The sequence below is a fragment of the Actinokineospora sp. genome (assembly GCF_052390155.1).
Lineage (GTDB): Bacteria > Actinomycetota > Actinomycetes > Mycobacteriales > Pseudonocardiaceae > Actinokineospora.
In genome coordinates, this window is record NZ_JBQTHF010000026.1 from 1 (window position 1) to 20,010 (window position 20,010).

Genomic DNA, 20,010 nt, shown 5'->3' on the forward strand with positions numbered 1-20,010 from the left:
GGGGGCGGGTGGCCGGGGCGGGGTGGCCCACCCCCGCGGGGCGGCGGGGGGGCACCCGCGCCGCGTGGGTGCGCCCCCGGCTCGGCGACACCGAGGCGGCGCTGCGGCTCGCCGAGACCGAGCAGGAACTCGCCCTGGCCTGGGGCGCGCCCGCCACGGTTGGCCGCGTGCTGCGGGTCCGCGGCACCCTCACCCCCGGCCCCGCGGGCCTCCGCCTCCTGCGCGAGGCCCTCGACGTCCTGGACGACTCGGAGAACCAGCTCGAACGCGCCCGCGTCCACCTGCTGCTCGGCGGCCGACTGCCGCAGGCCGACGCCGAGCCGCACCTGCGCCGCGGCCGCGCGCTGGTCGAGGTGTGCGCGGCCCGGTGGCTCGCCGAACGGGAACTCGGCGCCATCGCCAACCCGACCGGCCTGCCGGACCCGCCCGCGGGCGGGTCGCTCACCCGTGCCGAGCGTCGGGTGGTGGAACTGGCGGTCACTGGTCGGACGAACCAGGCGATCGCGGACGAGCTGGGGGTGGGGAGTCGGGTGGTGGAGAAGCACTTGACCAGCGCGTACCGCAAGCTCAGCGTCGCGGGCCGGCCTCAGCTCCGAGATGCCTGGCAGGCGGCCACGGTGTCCAGAAGGTGATCGTCAGGGGCTGCTGAGGGCGAGTTGGGCGATGTCGCGCCAGAGGACGGGGTCCAGCGCGTTGGGGCCGGTGTGGTCGAGGACGGCGCGCAGGGACTCCCTGGCGGTGGCGAGGCGTGCGGGGTCGCCCGCGAGGCCCGCGGCCTTGGCGCGCAGCAGCAGGCAGCGCAGGGTGTCCTCGCGGTCCAGCAGCTCCGCGGCCAACGCCCGCTCGGCGTGGAGCCACGCGTCCAGCGGGTCGTGGCGGTGCAGGGCCAGTTCGCCGCGCAGCACCTCGATCTGGGCGCCGATCAGCGGGGCCGCGGCGGCGGGGTCGGCCTCGACCCGGTCCAGGGTGTGCTGGGCCTGGGCCAGGTCGACCACCGGCGAGCGCAGCGCGATGGACGTGGCCGCGAGCAGCACCCGCGCCCGCAGCGGTCCCGTCTGGCCGAGACCGTCGACCAGGGTGCAGGCCCGCTGGATCGACGCCCGCGCCGCGTCGTGTTCGCCGACGCGGTCCTTCACCTGGGCCTGGACCCACCACGCGGAGACCAGCAGGCCGCCGCCGACGGCGTCGAGTTCCTCGCTCAGCAGCGCGACGGTCTGCTCGGCCTCGGTGAGCCTGCCGGTGCGCACCAGGTACGAGCACAGCAGCGTCATCGCCCGCACCCGGACCCGCCCGGCCAGCTCGTCCGTGGAGCTCGTCGCGAAGTCGACGCCCGCCCGGGCCGCGCGGACCGCGTCCCCGGTGTGGGCCAGCTTCCACAGCGCCCGCGCCCGCAGGATCTCCACCAGCGCGGTCACCGCGGGGCCGGGCGACCAGCCCGCCCGCAGCTCGTCGGCGGCGTCGAGCAGCGGGCCCGCGTCGCCGCGGCCCGAGAGCAGGACGGCGCGCAGCCAGTGGGCCGACCAGGCGAACAGGCCGGTGTTGTCGTCCGCGCCGAGTGAGCCGAGCAGGTCGATCGCGGTGTCGGCGTCGCCGTCGATGTAGGCCAGGGTGGCCTCGCACCAGCGCAGCGCGTCGCGCTCGACCGAGCGGCCCGCCGGGTCGCCGGTCAGCTCGTTCGGCTCGACCCCCAGGATGTCGGCCAAGTGCGCGACGACAGCCAGCGACGGCACGCGGTCGCCGGATTCCAGCCGGGAGACGTAGCTCATCGAGACGCCGGGGCCCGCCAGGTCCTTCTGGGCGAGGCCGCGTTCCCGCCGCGCGGCGCGCAGCCGGGTGCCGAACCCCGGTCGGGTGACGCTCTCCGCGACGTGCGCGACCGTCGACTCGGTGCGTTTGTGCACGACCGCTGCCCCCTGACCGTCGTCGCTCGTGCGGTGCCGATTTTCGAATCGCCGAACTGGCGCGTCGGATCTCGCCGCCCCAGGATATCCCCTCGGTGCGCCCCGGGCGAGGCGCCGGTACGGCATCCGCGGGATTTCCCTACAAAGGATTCGCTAGCCCCTACCGTGGGCCAGGTCTGCTGGTAGGAGCCGGACTTTGGTATTGGCGGGGTGTCGACCGCGGCCGAATCTCGGTGTGCCGGGGATTCATCGGCACAATTCGGACCACAGACCGCGACGACCCATTCGTCCGGCATTATCATAACTATTCCGGCCGCACCAGCCACCTTTTGGTTGACGTTCCTCGAAATGCCGGTCCACCGGTACGCCGGTCCGATCTCGGCCTTGGCTGATGACTACGTTCGGTCACCAGTGATCGGCTGGGGGTTCCAACATCTCAGTGATTCGGCTAGGGTCGACCCGACCTACTGTCACTGTCGGTGATTTTCCGATCGGGTCACCCCGACCGGTTTTCGTTCACCAGGGGGCGCGACCATGTCCGTGGAACCGGCGATCAGCGGCCTGTCGGCCGCCGACCCGGAGCCGGTCGGCCGTCGCCGGGAGGTGGCGCGGGTGGCGCGCGCGGTCGCGGCGGCCCGCGCGGGTGCTCGGGCGCTCGTCCTGATCCAGGGGCAGACGGGGATCGGCAAGACGACCCTGCTCGACGCCGCGCTCGCCGAAGCGGCTGCCGACGGGACGACCGTCCTGCGCGCCCGCTGCCCCGACACCCCGCGCCCGCCCGCCCCGTACGCCCTGGTGCGCGCGCTCGTCGCGCCGCTGGGCCTCACCGGACCGGACGCCGCCGAGTCGCCGCTGCTGCGCTCGGGCGCGCGATGGGCGCTGCCCGCCCTGTCGGAACCGGGCAGCGCGGAACCCCGCACGGAGCCCGGGAGTGCCTACGCCGTGCTGCACGGCCTGTACTGGCTCGCGGTCAACATCGCGGAAGCCGGTCCACTCGTCCTCGCCGTCGACGACCTGCACTGGTGCGACGAACTGTCGCTGCGCTGGCTCGACTACCTGTTCCGCCGGGCCGACGGTCGGTCGCTGGCCGTGGTGGCCGCCGTGCGCACCCCCGCGCCGCCCGCGGTCCTCGACGTGCTCGCAGAGCACCTCGGCACCGACGCGGCCACCGTGGTCGCCCTCGGCCCGCTCGACGCCGACGGGGTCCGCGCGGCCGTCGCGGCCAGGCTGGGTGCCGCGCCGGACCGGGCCTTCCTCGCCGCCTGCCGCGGCCTGTCCGGCGGCCACCCGCAGGTGCTGTCCCGGCTGCTGGACGAGGCGTGCCTGCGCGGACTGCCGCCCGACGACACCGCGGTGGACCGGCTGCGCGTGCTCGGCCGCGACATCCGGGCCGCGTCGGTGCTGGGCAGGCTGCGGGCCCAGCCCGAGCACGTGCGCCGGGTCGCCCGCGCGGTCGCCGTGCTCGGCTGCGCCGACCCGGACCCGGTGTCCGTGCTGTCCGGGGTACCGCTGCGCCTGGTCGCGGCCACCGTGCAGTTGTTGCGCGACAACGACATTCTCGGACAACCCGGCGAGGACGCGATCGACGACCAGATCCGCGCCGGGCTGCTGGGCGAACTGCGCCCCGGCGAGGTCGACCGGATGCGCGACCGCGCGGCCCGGCTGCTCAACGACGCGGGCAGGCCCGCCGAGACGGTCGCGGCGCACCTGCTGCCGCTGCTCGCGACCCCGCAGCCCTGGATGCGCACGGTGCTGCGCGACGCCGCCGCCGAGGCGTGCCGCCGCGGCGCGCCCGAGGCCGCCCTGCGCCACCTGTCGCCGCTGCTGGAGCGCGACCCCGACGACGTGGTCCTGCGCGGCCAGGTCGCCGGCCTGCTCGTGCAGACCGACCCGCCGCGCGCCCTGCGGCACCTGCGGGTCGCGCTCGACGCCGCGGCCGACCCGCGCACCCGGGCCGGGCTCGCCGTGCAGTTCGGCATGACCGCGCTCGCTGTGCGGCGCTCGCCCGAGGCGATGACCGTGCTCACCAAGGCGCTGGCCGCCCTCGACGCGGAGATCGGTGCCGGGGCCGGGTCCGCCGACCGCGACCTGCGCACCATGGTCGAGGCGACGCTGGTGCTGGTGGGGTTCGACCACAAGTCGACCATCGGGCTGGTCCGCGATCGGTTGGACCGGGTGCCGGACCCGCCGGGCGGCACCCCCGCCGAGCGCCACCTGCTCGCGGTGAAGGCGCTCGCCGGCGCCGCGGGCGGCGTCTCGCTGGAGCGGGTGACCGCGCGGGCCCGCCGGTCGCTGCGGCTCGACGACGTCGACATCGGCGGGTGGTCGGTGACCCTCTCCTCGATGGTGCTGGCCCTGGCCGACGAGGTGCCCGAGGCCCTCGGCGTGCTCGACCGGCTGCTCGCGCTCTGCGGCGAGCGCGGCGGCGCCTGGACCGCCTGCCACGCCCTGGGGGTGCGGGCGTTCGTGCTGCAGTGCGCGGGGGAGCCCACCGAGTCCGCCGCCGACGCCCAGTTGGCCCTCGACCTCGCCCACCGCGAGGGGTGGCAGACCAGCGAGGCGCAGGCGGCAGTGGCGTTCGCGACGGCCCTGGTTCCGCTGGGCGAGATCGACCGCGCGCAGGCGGTGCTCGACACCGTCGAGGTCGACCAGGTGCGCGACGTGCCCTGGCAGGGCCACAACTATCTGTTCGCCCGCGGCACGGCCAGCGCGCAGCAGGGCGACGTCGAACGCGCGTTGGTCCACTTGCGACAGTGCGGCGCCAGCCTCGCCGAGGACCGGATCGCCAACCCGCTCTTCCTGCCCTGGTGGGCCGAAGCGGTGTTCCTGCTGGCCGACGGCCACCGACTTCGGGAGGCCGTGCCGCTGGTCGAGCTGGGCGAGGAGCTGGCCGCGGGCTGGCCGGTGCCGCGCGCCAGGGGCCTCGGGCTCACCACGCGCGCGGTGGTCACCGAGGGCGCGGCCGCGATCGACCTGCTGACCGAGGCCGTGCGGGTGCTGGCCGACTCCGGCGCGCTGCTGGATCGCCAGCGGGCGCAGTTCCTGCTCGGCCGCGAACTGCTGCGCCGCGGCGACACCCGGCCCGCGCGCGAGCATCTGCGCGCCGCGGTCGACATGGCCGCCCGGTGCGGCGCCCGGGCCGCCGCCGTCGGCGCGCGCGAGCTGCTGCTGATGGCGGGCGGCCGGATGCGCCAGGTCACCGGGGCGCGCGCGGACGTGCTGACCGGCAGCGAACGCCGGGTCGCCGGGATGGCCGCGGCCGGGTCGACCAACCGCGAGATCGCCGAGGCGCTGTTCGTCACCTCGCGCACCGTCGAGGTCCATCTGACCAACGCGTACCGCAAGCTGGGGATCGGCGGCCGGGTCGAACTGGCGCCCGCGCTCGATGACGGGTACGAGACCCGGCGGGCGTGCGATCTCGTCGAAGGGCACCGGGTACCGCGGCCCACTCGCTAGTCAGTCCATTGTGGACTGTCCAACGACCATTGTGGACTGATCGGAACCGGGGCGGCCCCGCGGCAAAGGGGGATGGCCGCGGGACCGCTCGGGTCACCAGTGACTCGATTGACCGCAGGAGGGGGGTCTGCGGCAATCGCGGTCACGGTATCCCCGGCTGTGCTGGAAATAACCCTAGTGTCGTGTGGCCGGTAACTGCAGGCCCTAGGGACTTCCTGGACCCGGTCCTGGTTGCATTGCCGCGGCAGCGCCGACGGCCCGCCGAGAGATCGAGGTTCGGCGGAAGGACGACGAACACCGGATGAGCATGTCCACTGTGGATGCCGAGCTGTGGCTGCGCCGGTTCCACCCGGCCAGGGCGGGCGCGCCGAGCGTGGTGTGCTTCCCGCACACCGGCGGCTCGGCCAGCTCCTATCACCCGATCTCGGCGATCCTGGCGCCCCGGGCGGACATGCGCACGGTGCAGTACCCCGGTCGGCAGGACCGGCGCGCGGAGCCCGCGGAGGCCGACATCGTCGGTCTGGCGGGCCGGATCGCCGACGTGCTCACGCGCACCGTGGCCGGGCCGATGGTGTTCTGGGGGCACAGCTTCGGCGCGGTGGTCGCCTTCGAGGTCGCGCGCGCGTTCGCGGCGCGGGGCGCCGACGGTCCGGCGCACCTGTTCGTCGCGGGCAGGCGGGGCCCGACCCGGTTCCGCGACGAGCGGGTGCACCAGCGCGACGACCAGGGGCTGCTGGCCGAGGTGGAGCTGCTCGGGGGCAGGCTGCGGCGCGGGTGCGCGCGCCGCGACCTCGGGTTGCTGCCGGTGCTGCGGGCCGACTACCGCGCGCTGGAGACCTACCGGTGCTCACCCGGTGTGCCGCTGGCGTGTCCGGTCACCGCGCTCATCGGCGACGACGACGCGAAGACGAGCATCGGCGAGGCCCGCGCGTGGGCCGAGGTGACGACCGGCTCGTTCGACCTGCGGGTGTTCCCCGGCGGGCACTACTTCTTCGTGGACAACCAGCCCGCGGTGATCACCCTGCTCACCGAGCGGCTCGCCGCCCTCGACGGCCCGTAGCGCGGCCGCGTTACTAGGGAAATCCCTAAAGTCGCGCGGACCGACCGGCCCCGGCCGGGCGGTGGGCGTCATTGCGCCGTTCGGCGGCACGGGCTGAGCCATTGTGTTTGAGCAATCAATTTGTTTGTCCGCATAGCGGCCCCAGCGGCCTGTCGGCTATTGGTCTGCGCTGGAAACCGCCGGGAAATGTTAAATCAACCTCAAGTCTTCGCGTGTCAAGTTCGTGTCAGACGGCGGTTGGGCGGGTTGTCCGAGGTCCGGCCGACCCAGGACGGTCGCGGGGTGGGCCAGGACCGGGGTCACACCTTCCCAACTCGGCTTCACCAAGACGGGTGAGTTGGCTATCATGCTTTCGAGTGAGCCGACGCCACTAGTCACAATTTGTCATCTCTTGTCATCGAGCGGCGGCATTCGACGGATCAGGCGAGTGGGAGGTGACCGATGGGGCGGTCATCTTGGCAACTGACGGTAATTGCGGACCGGGCGGCCCGCGAATGACAGCCGACCCGATCCCGGCAGATGAACGCCAGATGACGCTCATCGAACGCGCGGATGAATTCGCCGTGGCGCACCAGGCGGTGCACCGGCTCGGCGCGGGCCACTCCGCCGCCGTGATCATCCACAGTGGACCGGGAACCGGGCGCACCGCGCTGCTCGAAGCGGGCCTCGCCGCGGCCCGGCACGCCGGGCTGACCGTGGCCAGCGCCCAGGCGAGCGCGATCGAGGGCGACCTGCGCTACGGCGTGGTCGGCAGGCTCCTGGAGGCGCTGCCCGACGACCTCGTCCCCGCCCACGCCCGCACCCCCGACGTCGGCCCCGACGACCCGATCGGGCCGTGCTCGGCGCTGCTCGCCGCCGCCCGCGGCAGGCCGCTGGTGCTGGCCGTGGACGACGCGCACTGGATCGACCGGGAGTCCGGCCGGGTGCTGCGCATGCTGCTCGACCGGGTGCACCACGCCCCGCTGCTCGTCGTGCTCACCACGACCCACCCGCACGGTCCGCTGGCCGACGTCGCCGCGGCGGGCCCGGACAGCGTCACCGTGCTGCGGCCCGCGCCGCTGTCCGAGGCCGGGGTCCGCCTGCTCTGCCAGGACGTCTTCGCCGTCCGCCCGGACCCGCGGTTCGCGCGCGAGGCCGGTGCGGCCACCGGCGGCAACCCCGGGGTGCTGGTGCCCGCCCTGCGGGAGTTCGCCCGCGCGGGCGGCAGGCCGTGCGCCACGATGGCCGCGCGGTTCGCCGCGGTGGCCGCCGAACACCGCGCCGAGCAGGTCGCCCGCGTGCTGGCCGGGCTGCCCGGGGACGCGCTCGACCTGCTGCGGGCCGTCGCGGTCACCGCGGGTGACCTGGAGTACCGGCTGGTCGCGGCGATGGTCGGCACCCAGCGCGGCGCCCTGGACCGGGTGCGCGACAGCGGTCTGGTCGTCGGCGGCGACCGGCTTCGGCCCGCCGACGCGGTCACCCGCGAGCGCGTGCTCGCCGGGATGACCACCCGGGAGCGGCGCACGCTGCACGCCGAGGCGGCCGAACTGGCCCACCGGACCGCGGCGTCCGACGAGGTCGTCGGCCGCATCCTGCTCGGCGCCCGACCTGTTGGCGCGGCCTGGGCGCCCCGGGTGCTGCGGCAGGCGGCGCAGCGGGCCCGGCTCGCGGGCCGCGACCTGGACGCCGTCGCCCTGCTGGAGTGCGCGCTGGGCGACACCGTGCTGCCGGTGGACCGCGCCGACCTGCTCATCGACCTGGCCGCCGCCGTGGTGGGCGACCGGCCCGAGGCGGGCGACCGGGCGCTGACCGGGGTCGTCGGCATCGGCGACGGGCCGGGGCTGGACACCCGCAGGCTGCGCGCGGCCGACCGGCTGCTCGGCCGCGGCGCGTGCACCGCCACCCGGCGCGCCGTTACCGGCAGGCTCGCCGCGCTGGCCGCCCGCGACGCCGCGGACTCCCCGGCGGTCCGGCTGGAGCGCGACGCCCTGGCCGCCCTGCACGCGCTCGCCGTCGACCTCGGCCCGGACGCCGCGCACCCCAGTGCGGACCGGGTGCCCGAACTGCCCGACACCCCGCTCGACGCGGTGGCCGCGGGCGTCGCGGCGTGGCGGCTCGCGGTGCGCGGGGTCGACCTCGAACGCACCAGGATGCTGGCCAAGGCCGCGCTCGCCGCGTCGTCGGACGAGCAGCCGCTGGCGATGCCGCGGATCGCCGCGTGCGGTGCGCTGGAACTGGCCGACGACGTCGAGGAGGCCGAGGCCGGGCTGGCCGCGGTGCTGACCGACGCCCGCGCCCGCGGCGTGCGGGTCATCGCGGCGGCGGCGCTGCGCAGGCTCGGCGGGCTCGCCCTGCGCCGCGGCAGGCTCGACGAGGCCGCCCACCACCTCGCCGCCGCGCAAGAGGAGCTGTCGACGGACGCGTGGGACCCGGTCATGCGCCCGTTCGTGCCTGCCTGCCAGGCGCTCGTCGACCTCGAACGCGGTCACATCGACGAGGCCGAGCGCCGGGTCACCGTCGACCTGCCCGCCGCCGCCGAGCGCGGCCTCGGCTGGACCTACCTGCTCTACGCGCGGGGCGCGGTGTACCTCGCCATGGGCAAGCCTGCCGCCGCCCGCCAGGAGCTGGTCGAATGCGGGCGCAGGCTCACCGGCAGGCAGTGGGACAACCCCGGGCTGCTGCGCTGGCGGCACCTCGCCGCCGAGGCGCTGTGCGTGCTGGGGGAGACCGTCGCCGCGCGGACCCTGCTGGCCCAGGACCAGCGCGCCGCCGCCGCGTGGGGCTCGGCGAGCGTCGCCGGTGCCACCGACCTGGTCGGCGGGGTGCTGCTCGACGGCGCGGACGGGATCGGCACCGGCCGGATCGCGCGGGCCGAGCGGACCCTGCGCGACGCGCCGCCGCGGCTGCTGTACGCGCACTGCCTGGTCGCGCTCGCCGACGTCAAGCGTGAACAGGGCGCTGCGGCGGAGGCCGTGCTGCTGCTGGAGCGCGCCGCGCACAGCGCCCGCGTCCTGGGCGCCCGGGCCCTGGCCGGTCAGGCCGACGTGCTGCTGCGGCGCGCCGCCGACGAGGCGGCCAAGCGCCCGGGCGGCGGGCAGGCGCGGATCGGCCCGCACGCCGGGCTGTCCGCGGCCGAGTCCAGGGTGGCCGACCTCGCCGCGTCCGGGCTCAGCAACCCGGCGATCGCCGACACCCTCGCGGTGACCCGCCGCACGGTCGAACTGCACCTGAGCAGCGCGTACCGCAAGCTCGCCGTCGCGGACCGGACCGAACTCGCCGCACTGCTGGTGTCGCGCGACCGACCGGACCGGCCCCGTGCTGCTCGACCGGGAGACTGACCTCGCGCGGGCCAGGGACGCGCTGCGGGCCGCCGCGGAGCGCATCGGCTCGCTGGTCGTGGTGGAGAGCCCGCTGGGGATGGGCAGAACCGCCTTGGCGCACGCGATCGCCACGATGGCCGAGGAAGCGGGCGCGCTGGTGCTGCGCGCCGCGGCGTCCACATTGGACCGACAGTTCCCGTTCGGCGTGGTGCGTCAGCTCTGCGAGCCGGTGATGGCCGAGCTGACCGACGACGAGCGGGACAAGGTGGTCGACGGCGTCGCCGCCGTCGTCCGGCCGATGTTCGCCGCCCGGAGCTGCACCGGCGACGTCGCCACGGAGGCGGGCGTGCAGCCCGCGCAGCAGGAACTCCTGCACGGCGTGCGGCACCTGCTGGCGGTGGCGAGCGAGCGCAGGCCGGTCGTGCTGGTGGTCGACGACTTGCCGCTGGCCGACGAGGAATCGTTGCGCTGCCTGGGTTATCTGGTCAACCGGCTCACCGGGATCGGGGTCGTGCTGGTCGTCACCGTCCGCGGCGGCGAGCAGGCGAGCGAGGCCCCGCCGGTCCGCTACATCACCAACCACGCCGCGCACGTGCTGCACCCTGGCAGGCTCTCCCGCGCGGACACCGGCACCCTCGTCCGCCTGCACTTCGGCAGGCCGGGCGCGGAGCCGTTCATCCACGCGTGCCACGCGGGCTCGCACGGGAACCCGTTGCTGCTGCGGTCGATCCTCGCCGAGCTGGCGCTGACCGGGCGCGGGCCTGGCGCGGACCTCGCCGACGCCGTCGCCGGGTGCAGGCCCGCCGCCCTGCGCGACCGGTTCGTCTCCCGGCTGCGCGGCCAGCCCGCCGCCACCCGCGGGTTCCTGCAGGCGATGGGCCTGCTGGGCGCGGCTGGCGACCTCGACCTGGTGGCCGATCTCGCCGGGCTGGACAACATCGAGTGTCTGGAGATCCTGCGGTCGCTGACCCGCCAGGGGCTCGTGCTGCCCGGCAGGCCGCCCACGTTCGTGCACCCCGTGGTCGGCGCGGCCGTCGACGAACTGGTGGCAGCCGAGGACGGCGACCGGCTGCACCTCGCGGCCGCCGCGGTGTTGCGCCGCGCGGGCAAGCAGGCCGAGGAGATCGCCGAGCACCTGCTGGCGGTGCCGTCCCCGCAGCCGGAGTGGGCCACCGACGTGCTGACCGCGGCCGCCGAGTCCGCCGCGGCCCGCGGTGCGCCCGACCTCGCCTCGCGGTACCTGCGCCGCGCCCTGCTCGACACCCCGTCCGGGGGCCCGGCCCGCGCGGTGCTGCTGGTGGCGCTCGCGACAGTCGGGCGCGCCGTCGATCCCGCGGCGTCGGTCGGCCACGTGCTGGAGGCGGTGTCGCTGCTGCGGTCGCCGCGCGAGCGGGCCGCCGCGGTGGTCCGGCTCTCGCCGATGTCGCTGGGCACCGCGCCGGTCGGCGTCGGCGCGGTGGTGCGCGAGGTGGCGGCCCGGCTGGGCGATCCCGACCGGTTGACCGGCGCCGACCGGGAGTTGGCGCTGCGCGTGGAGGCCCGGGTGCGCCACCTCGCCGACGCCGACGCCCTGTCCCTCGGCGACGCCGTGCACCGGCTGCGGACCCTCGACGGCGACCGGCACCTCGGCTCGCCCGCGGGCCGGGAGCTGCTCGCCGTGCTGCTGCACACCGCCGCGCTCACCGGGCAGGTGCCCGCGCACGACGTGATCGCGCCCGCCGAGATGCTGCTCGCGCTGACGGTGCCGGGTCCCGACGCCGTGCACTCGTGCCTGCCGCTGGCCGTCACCGCGCTGACCGTCGCCGATCGGCCGGTGGCCGCGCAGGCGTGGCTGGACACCGCGCGCGAGCAGGTGCGGGCGGCCCGCGACCCGGTCGCGGCGGCCGTGGTCGAGCTGCACCAGGCGCTGGTGCTCGCGGGCCGCGGCCACCTCGGCGCGGCCAAAGCGGCGGCGGTCGCGGGCCTCGGCGGTGCCGTGGCCGACCCGGTCACCGCGTCGGGCGCGCTGCTCGCCGCGATGACCCTGGACGTGCACGACGCGGAGTTCGCCGGGCGGGTGCTGCGCGGCTGCGGCGACCGCACCGACCACCCGGTGCTGATCGCGCTCGCCCAGTTCGCCCGCGGTGTCCTGGCCGCGCGGGACGGCGACCTCGCGACGGCGCTGACCCGGCTGCTCGACTGCGGCCGCCAGGTCGAGCGCGCGGGCTGGCGCAACCCCGCGGTGTTCCCGTGGCGATCGATGGTCGCCGTGCTGCGGCACCGGCTCGGCGACACCGCGGCGGCCCGCGAGTACGTCGCGGCCGAACACGAGCTGGCGCTGGCCTGGGGCGCGCCCGCCGCGGTGGGCCGCACGCTGCGGCTGCGCGGCGCGTTCACCCCCGGCGAGGCGGGCATCCGGCTGCTGCGCGCGGCCGTGGACGTGCTGTCAGGATCGCAGAACGAGCTGGAACGGGCCCGCGCCCACGTGCTGCTCGGCGGCAGGCTGCTCGCCCGCGGCGACGGGGACGCCGCCGAGCACCTCGGCCACGGCCGGTCGCTGGCGCTGGCCTGCGGCGCCGGGTGGCTGGCCGAGCGGGCGAACGGCGGACAGCGGCTGCCCGCCGCCGCGACCGCCCCGGCGCTCACCCCCGCCGAGCGGCGGGTGGTCGAGCTGGTCGCCGCCGGGCACACCAACCGGGCCGTCGCCGACGAGCTCGGGGTGAGCAGCCGGGCGGTCGAGAAGCACCTGACGAACTCCTACCGGAAGCTCAACGTCGCGGGCCGCGCGGAACTGCGCGCCACCCTCGGTGCCGCGCGGGCGACGGTGGCCGCGGGCTGACGCATTTGTTGATGTTTTCTTAAGGTTGCATTGGGTGCACCCGCTCGAACATCGGATCCGACGGCGACATTTGAGGCTTTCTTGAGGTTAGCGTGATCGGCGTCCGCAGTGGGTTTGATGTTTACTTGAGGTCCGGCTCTGCATTTGGGGTAACCGCGGCGCGGCGCTCGGACGATAGGGGTGAACATCGGGTTACGGCACCCCGGTCGGAGGCTCGGGTGCGGTGCTCCCGCCGAAGTTCTGTCCTATCGGACCGAACGTTTGCAGGGGCAACGGTCAGCCCCGTACTTCGGTTCGGTATCTCGGGTGGTCCGCCATCTGCGCAGGTCATAGATGTTTAACAGGCAACCGTCGGCGCCGCTGAGCGTGATCGCGGTCCGACCGGACCGAACCGGCCCACCGAACCCGCCCGCCCGACCGCACCTGTCCGGGGGTGCCACCGCAGGATTTGTGCCGGGTCCCCCGGCATTCGTTGACACTGCTCCGCACGCCTTCTTATCGTTGGCCATGGCGGTGATGTGAACACTCTTGGTTGTTCGCTGCGGGATTCCTTTCCAGCGTCGCCTGCGGAATCCCCTGGGGCAGTCCGAACGAGAGGAATGGTCGCGTGACTAGAGCGTTGATCGCACCGGTATTCGAGGAGACGATCGGCTACCCGGGCGTCGGGCAGGCACACAAGCAGGCGGACGTCTACCAGTCCCTGTTCGACCGGTCGGGCATCTGCATGGCCTCGGTCGACCTGGCCCTCAAGGTCCAGGAAGCCAACGACCAGTTCACCAGGGATCTGGCCAGATCCACCGGCGGCGTGGTCGGGCACGAACTGTTCGACTTCCTGCATCAGGGCGCGCAGGTCCACCTGCGCAGGCTGTTCGTGCGGCTGATCGAGGGTCGCTGCGAGCGGGTGACCGAGCGGGTGCTCGGCCTGCGCTCGGGCGAGTACCTGTTCCCGGCCCAGTTGACGGCCGTCGCCGTGCGCGAGCGCTCGCCGATGGTCTCGACCATTCTGGTGATGCTCCAGTGGGACGAGTCGGCGGGCGACATCGCGGCCCGCACCGCCCGGCGCAAGGTGCTCACCGACCTCGACGCCCGCATCCTGGAGGGCGTCGCCATGGGCATGTCGACGGTCAACCTGGCGGCCAAGCTCTATCTCAGCAGGCAGGGCGTCGAGTACCACGTCGGCACCATGCTGAAGAAGCTCAAGGCCACCAACCGCGCGGCGCTGGTGTCGCGCGCGTACGCCATGGGTGTGCTCAACGCGGGCACCTGGCCGCCCCAGGTGGAGCCCGAGTTCATCAAGTAGCACCGTGTCAGGCGCGCCGCGCTCTGCTCCACTGTGGAGCAGAGCGCGTTTTGTGTCCACATGGAACGGCCGCGCACCGGGTGGTCTGCACCCGACACGCGGCCTCGTGTCTTTGTACCACTTCGGATTCGCGGGAATTCCCGCAAGATCGCGCCGCGGACTGTGGGTCGTTCGACCGACACCGGGTACCCGACCAACTCTCTACTGCCGTAGGCGGGAGTCGACCACGGGGTGAGTCCGGCCGCTCCGCACTGAAACGCCTACCGCGTCGGCGGAGATGACACTGCTGTGGCCGATTCGTTCTTTGCCGGGCCCCGCGCGGGGTTCCGATGGCCGTGAAGGCGCTGCTCGCCGCGCTGGCGGTGGTGTTCACCGTGCTCGTCGGGGTCGCCACCGAACTGGTCACCTCGGGCGACCCGGTGCCCGCCTGGCTGTGGGCGGGGTTCGCGGCGGGCGTGCTGGCCGCGGTGGCGATCGCCGTGCTCACGGCCATCCGCACCGACAGCGCGCCAGGGCAGGGCCCGACCAGAGCGCGCAAGAAGCTGCGCGCGCTGGTCCACCGCGCGTGGATTCAGGACGTGCTGCAACGCGCGGTCGACCCGGCGACGCGGTTCGTGGTGCCGCTGCGCGCGCACCGGCAGGCCGAGCACTCGTTCCGACTCGCCCCGCCGGTCCGGCAGGCCGACCCGCCCCCCGACCAGTCGATCGACACCGCCTTCGACGACGCGGACGGCAGGCTGCTCATCCTCGGCGGCGCGGGCTCCGGCAAGACCATTCTGCTGCTCGACCTCGCCCGGGTCCTGCTCGATCGAGCCGCCGACGCCGACGAGCCGGTTCCGGTGGTACTCCATCTGTCCTCTTGGGACGGTGGGCCGCTGGCAGCGTGGGTCGCCGCCGAGATCGGCGTGCACTACGCGCGGGCCGGGCTGTCGGCCAAGGCCGCGGCACGCTGGCTGCCCGCGGGTCGGATCGTCGTGCTGCTCGACGGCCTCGACGAGGTGGCTACCGAGCGGCTCGCCCGCTGCGTCAAGGCCGTCAACGCCTTCGCCGCCGTCGACACGCACGCGGGTATCGTCGTGTGCTGCCGCCAGGAAGTCCACAGTGGACTCGAAGTCGGCGTTCGGCTCGACGCCACCGTGACCGTCCAGCCGCTGTCCGACGAGACCGTCGAGCGGTACCTGCGGCAGGTCGATCCGGCCTTTGTGGACATCGACGCCGACGCGGACCTGCGCGCGCTGCTCGCGACGCCGCTGCTGCTGAGCACCGTCGGCCGGAACCTGCACGCGGTCGACCGGCTGCCCGCTCGCCCCGGCGCGACGGCAGAAGAGCGCGGACACGACCTGATCGACGCCTATATCGCCGAACTGATGGCGCGGCCCCGCGCGCCGCTGACCGAACCACTCTCCGAGGACCGATTGCGCGCGACCGTGCGGTTTCTCGCCGGAACCGTGCGGCCGGGCGGCATCTTCTACCCCGACGAGATCGCCTCCTACGCCCGTCCACGCGACCGCGCTATCCGGTTCGGCGCGGCGGTCGTCGCCGCGCTCGGCGTGCTCGCCGTCATCCTCGGCGCCACGGCGATCTTCGGCGGCCAGGAGTTCGGCGGCGACGCCTGGCTGGGCGCCGCGTTCGTCAGCGCCGCGGGCGGGTTTGTCGTGTACCGCGGCCATGATCCGGGCAGCGGGCTCGCCGGTCGGCTGCACTGGGCCCGAGAGCCCGCGATCCGGTGGATGATGATCTTCCTGCGCGGCGCCTGGTTCGTCAGCGGGGTGCTGCTGATCGGCTCCGCGTACGGGTTCGTCGGGGACCTCGTCGAGCGCGGCCCGGTGCGGGCGTGGGAGTCGTGGGGCCTGCCGATCGCGGGCGTGTCCCCGCTGCGCCAGCTCGTCACCGTCGTCGCGCTGCCGATGCTGATCGGCGCCCCGCTCGGGCTGCTCACCGGGCTGGTCGCGGGCCTGCGCGGCAGCCGCGGCGAGCCGCCGGACCGTCCACTGTCGACAGTGCGGTCGTCCCGGCGCAACCTCGTCGTCGGCGTGCTGCTCGGACCGGTCGCGGGGTTCGTCCTCGGGTCGGCGTTCCTGGTCGTGTTCGACCTGCGCGAGGCCCAGGACGTCGCCGACGCCTACAGCGTCGGCGGCGCGATCGGCGTCGTCGTGGGCGCGGTGGTCGCCTTGCGCTCCGGCGGCGGCGCGTATGTCGGCTATCTCCTCGCCCGCCGGGAACTGCACCGAGCGGGGACACTGCCCTGGCGGTTGTTGCCGTTCCTCGACTACGCGGACAGCCGAATGCTGCTGCGCCGAGTCGGCGGTGGGTACATGTTCCCGCACCGGCTCATCCAGGACCGCCTAGCCCGGTGAGGGCTGCCGCTCGCCGGTGAAGGCGGCCCGGCGCGCGGCGCGGCGCAGGGCGCGCAGCAGGACCGGCCCGGCGGCGAGGGTGAGCAGGGCCGTGGTGACCGCGCGCCCGATGTCCCAGCCCAGCGACGTGGCGAGGCTGAAGGTGATCAGCCGGACCAGGTTGTCCGCGATCGGCGCGCCCGCCTGGAAGGACAGGCTCGTGCCCGCGCCCAGGGTGTAGGGCCAGAAGGACAGGTTCAGCAGCAGGCCGTAGGCGAGGGCGGCGACACTGCCGTATGCGGCCAGCATCAGCAGTTCGGCGCGGCCGCGCAGCGGGGGCAGCAGCCCAGCGCCGAGCGCGACCCACGCGGCCCCGAGCATCTGGTACGGCAGCCACGGGCCGACGCCGCCGGTCAGCAGCGCGGACGCGAACAGCGTCGTGTTTCCCAGGACGAAGCCGAATCCGGGGCCGAACACCCGGCCGCCGAGGACCATCAGAAAGAACACCGTCTCGATGCCCGCCGTCCCCGCGCCCAGCGGCCGCACCGCGGCGCCGAGCGCGGAGAGCACGCCGAGCATCGCCACCGCCTTGGCGTCCATGCCGCGGTCACTGATCTCGGCGAGCACCACCGCGAGGACGAGCGGGAGCAGCAGCGCGAAGGTCCACGGCGCGTCGCCGCCGTGGGCGATGCCCGCGTCCGGGCTGACCAGCAGCGGCCAGCCGAACGCGGCGACGCTGATGGTGGCCGCGACCAACAGGGCGAGGGTGGCGCGGGGCCGGATCGTCACCACACCGATCATCGGACGCTCCGCTCGCGCAGCGCGGTCCGCACGTCGGCGACGGTGAGCCATTGTTGCGGCGCAAGCACTTTCGCCACCTGCGGGGCGAACACCGGCGACGAAGTGATCACCTCGGCGGTCGGCCCATCGGCGACGATCTCCCCATCCGCCAACACGATCACGCGGCTCGCGAACTCGGCGACGAACTCGACGTCGTGGGTGGCCAGCAGCACGGCGCGGCCGTCGCAGGCGAGTGCGCGCAGCGAGTCCGCCAGGTTCGACTTGGCCGGGTAGTCCAGGCCCCGGGTGGGTTCGTCGAGCAGCATGACCCTCGGCGCCGGGGTGAGCGCGATAGCCAGCACCAGCGCCAACCGCTGGCCTTCGGAGAGGTCCCGGGGATGGCTGTCGTCGGCGATGGCGGGGGCGATGCCGTCGAGGATCTCGCGGCACGTGCCCGGCGGCCGCTTGGACTCACTGTCGGCCTGGGCGCACTCGGCGCGCACGGACTCCAGGTACAACAGGTCGCCAGGCTGCTGCGGCACGAGCCCGATCTCCCGGCGCCGCGGCCCGGGTTTGCGCCCCGCCGGATCGACGCCGGCCACCGTGACCTCGCCGCCGGACCGCTTTCCGGTGCCCTGCAACGCCCACAGCAGACTGGACTTCCCCGACCCGTTGCGCCCCATCACAGCCACCCGCTCGCCACCCGCCACCGCGAGATCCACCCCACGCAGCGCGACCGTGCTCCCGTACCGCACCCGCAACTCTTTGGCCCGCAGCAACTCCCCTAGGCAATCCCCCACCCTCCCTGGGGGGCGGCCCTGCTCCAGTCTATCGGTTGTGGTGGGGGTGGGAAGGGGGGTGGCGTTTGCTGTGGATGGATTCGGGGGGTGTGGACAACTGGACGGCGGGGACGGCGGGGGTGGCGGGGGCGGTGCGGTGGCGAGTTGGTCCCGTAGCGGGCCCGCGAGGCGTCGGGCGTCTCGAATGGACACCGGGCTCGGCGACCAGCCCGCCAACTGGCCCAGGCGCACCACTGGCGGCGCCACGGGGGCCTCGGCCAGCACCGTGCCGGGATCGCCGACCACCGCGGGCCGCGCGTGCCCGGGCAGCCACACGACGCGGTCGGCGTACTGCGCGACGCGCTCCAGACGGTGTTCCGAGATCAGCACGGTCACGCCGAGGTCGTGCACCAGCCGGTGCAGTGCGGCCAGGACGTCTTCCGCCGCACCGGGATCGAGCGCGGAGGTCGGCTCGTCGAGCACCAGCACGCGGGGGTGCGCGGTCAGCGCCGCGCCGATCGCGACGCGCTGCTGTTGGCCGCCGGACAGGGTTGCCAGCGCCCGGTTGCGCAGTTCGGCCAGCCCGAGCAGGTCGAGGGTCTCCTCGACCCGCTTGCGCATCACCGGATTGGTCAGCCCCAACGACTCCATCGAGTAGGCCAGTTCCTCCTCGACGGAATCGGTGACGAACCCGGCCACCGGGTCCTGCCCGACCATGCCCACCACGTCGGCCAACTCGCGCGGCGGGTGGTCGCGGGTGTCGCGTCCGTCGACCAGCACCCGCCCGGCCACCGTGCCGCCGGTGAAGTGCGGAACCAGGCCGTTGACCGCGCGCAACAGCGTCGACTTGCCCGACCCGGTCCGGCCGACCACCAGGCACAGCTCGCCCTCCGGCACCGTGAGGTCCACATCGGACAGTGTCGGCGCCGCGGCTGCCGCGTAGGTGATGCTCACGTGCTCGAACCGGATCATGCGGCGACCTCCTTGTTCGGCGCGATCTTGTTCGGCGCGATGAACACCGGGGCCAGCGCGATCAGCACACCCGCGGCGGGCAGCAGCGGCAGTTCCGGCGCGAGCAGCGGCACCGTCGACGGGATCAGCGCCAGGCCGCCCAGCGCGGCCGACCCGAGCGACTCGGTCACCACGGTCACCGTCGTGGCGAGCAATCCGCTTGCCAGCACGAGGAATTCCGGCCGCCGCCACCGGTCCGGGCGGTACCGGCTGCGCCGCACCCGCCGCGAGCCGACGAGCAGTCCGGCCACCGCGAGCACGATGCCGATACCGAGCATCGGCGCCCCCACGACCCCGGGCGCACCCGCGTCGAGCAGGCCGTAGGCGCCGACGCTCAACCCGATCAGGCCGCCCAGCACCAGCGCCCCCGTCAGCCGCCGGGTCGGGGCGGAGACTCCGGCGGTGCGCCCGTAGCCACGCGAGTCCATCGCCGCGGCCAACACCAGCGAGCGTTCCAGCGCGTCCTCCAGGACCGGCACGAGCAGGGTGCGGACCGCCCGCCAGCCCCGCGCGACGTCGCCCCGCAACTGCCGCGCCCGCCGCACGGCCCGCGCGCTGGCCACCAACTGCGGCGCGACGGTCATGGCCACCACCACGGCCACACTCACCTCGTACAGCGCCGCGGGCAGCGACCGCAGCAGCCGTTTCGGGTTGGCCAGGGCGTTCGCCGCGCCGACGCAGCCGAGCAGGGTGGCGAGCTGCAAGCCCTGGTTGAGCGCGAAGACCAGGCCCTCGGCGCTGACCGGCCCGCCGAGCCGGATGCCCTGCGCCCAGCCCGCCAGGGAGAGCTGGGGCAGGGTGAACAGCACGGTCGGGCCGGTGATGCCGCCGAGCAGGATGTGGAAGAGCACCCGGATGCCGATCACGATGAGGCCGAGCTTGAGGAACATCCCGTACGACGCCGCCCACGGCGTGTCGTGCCGACACCGCACCGCGACAAAGCCTGCCACGACGATGATCAGCCCCAACAGCAGCGGATTGGTCGTCCGGCTCGCCACGGCCGCCAAGCCCAGCGCCCACAGCCACCACGCGCCGGGGTGCAGGGTGTCGTTCATCGGTCCCGGTCGGGCGCGGCGGAACGGGACGGCGAAGCCATGGACACGCCTCTCTTCATCGACCGCCGATCGTCGACCACCCGCGCGCCGGATGTCAATCCAGCGGCCTGTGACCTGAGCCGCGCGCCCAGGGATTCGCGAGACTGTTGGATGTTCTAGATCAGGCGTGATACAGGTCACGGCCATTGCGCGTACCGGTTCCGTTGTGGCTGCTA

General features: G+C 74.4%; 11 protein-coding genes. 7 read left to right on the forward strand and 4 right to left on the reverse strand.

Features of this window, described 5'->3' with window-relative positions; genetic code table 11:
- Positions 1 to 632 (forward strand): helix-turn-helix transcriptional regulator (locus tag ACT4N7_RS09625; RefSeq protein ID WP_444828282.1); only part of this gene is annotated, 632 nt, incomplete at its 5' end.
- Between the two features lie 3 nt (positions 633 to 635).
- Here the strand turns inward: ACT4N7_RS09625 and ACT4N7_RS09630 are convergent.
- The gene (locus ACT4N7_RS09630; protein ID WP_444828283.1) at positions 636 to 1,901 is read right to left on the reverse strand and encodes a helix-turn-helix domain-containing protein; all 1,266 of its coding nucleotides are present in this window, start codon (positions 1,899 to 1,901) and stop codon (positions 636 to 638) included.
- Between the two features lie 534 nt (positions 1,902 to 2,435).
- Here ACT4N7_RS09630 and ACT4N7_RS09635 point away from each other — a divergent pair.
- The 6 genes from ACT4N7_RS09635 (at position 2,436) to ACT4N7_RS09660 (ending at position 16,191) form a co-directional block, all read left to right on the forward strand.
- A complete protein-coding gene (locus tag ACT4N7_RS09635; RefSeq protein ID WP_444828284.1) occupies positions 2,436 to 5,357 on the forward strand; it encodes an AAA family ATPase in 2,922 nt (973 codons plus the stop codon).
- A gap of 301 nt (positions 5,358 to 5,658) precedes the next feature.
- A complete protein-coding gene (locus tag ACT4N7_RS09640) occupies positions 5,659 to 6,417 on the forward strand; it encodes a thioesterase II family protein (RefSeq protein WP_444828285.1) in 759 nt (252 codons plus the stop codon).
- 530 nt (positions 6,418 to 6,947) lie between these two features.
- Positions 6,948 to 9,734 carry an AAA family ATPase gene (locus ACT4N7_RS09645; protein WP_444828286.1) on the forward strand — a complete coding sequence of 929 codons (2,787 nt, stop codon included), beginning with the start codon at positions 6,948 to 6,950 and terminating at the stop codon, positions 9,732 to 9,734.
- Positions 9,712 to 12,534: an ATP-binding protein gene (locus tag ACT4N7_RS09650; RefSeq protein ID WP_444828287.1), complete on the forward strand. Its 2,823-nt coding sequence runs from the start codon at positions 9,712 to 9,714 to the stop codon at positions 12,532 to 12,534. Before ACT4N7_RS09645 ends, ACT4N7_RS09650 begins: the two co-directional genes overlap by 23 nt.
- Positions 12,535 to 13,141: 607 nt before the next feature.
- Complete coding sequence (locus tag ACT4N7_RS09655) at positions 13,142 to 13,834, forward strand: LuxR C-terminal-related transcriptional regulator (protein WP_444828288.1); 693 nt, start codon at positions 13,142 to 13,144, stop codon at positions 13,832 to 13,834.
- A 329-nt stretch (positions 13,835 to 14,163) separates the two neighbouring features.
- Positions 14,164 to 16,191 (forward strand): NACHT domain-containing protein, encoded by a 2,028-nt coding sequence (locus ACT4N7_RS09660; protein WP_444828289.1) that lies wholly within the window; start codon positions 14,164 to 14,166, stop codon positions 16,189 to 16,191.
- Here ACT4N7_RS09660 and ACT4N7_RS09665 read toward each other — a convergent pair.
- Genes ACT4N7_RS09665 through ACT4N7_RS09675 form a run of 3 tightly spaced genes read right to left on the reverse strand, consistent with a single transcriptional unit; the run spans position 16,180 to position 19,795 of the window.
- Complete coding sequence (locus tag ACT4N7_RS09665) at positions 16,180 to 16,971, reverse strand: ECF transporter S component (protein ID WP_444828290.1); 792 nt, start codon at positions 16,969 to 16,971, stop codon at positions 16,180 to 16,182. The two genes, ACT4N7_RS09660 and ACT4N7_RS09665, sit on opposite strands and share 12 nt — an antisense overlap.
- Complete coding sequence (locus ACT4N7_RS09670; RefSeq protein WP_444828291.1) at positions 16,968 to 18,701, reverse strand: ABC transporter ATP-binding protein; 1,734 nt, start codon at positions 18,699 to 18,701, stop codon at positions 16,968 to 16,970. The genes ACT4N7_RS09665 and ACT4N7_RS09670 overlap by 4 nt, the downstream gene beginning before the upstream one ends.
- Positions 18,698 to 19,795 (reverse strand): CbiQ family ECF transporter T component, encoded by a 1,098-nt coding sequence (locus tag ACT4N7_RS09675; RefSeq protein WP_444828292.1) that lies wholly within the window; start codon positions 19,793 to 19,795, stop codon positions 18,698 to 18,700. Before ACT4N7_RS09675 ends, ACT4N7_RS09670 begins: the two co-directional genes overlap by 4 nt.
- Positions 19,796 to 20,010 lie beyond the last annotated feature (215 nt).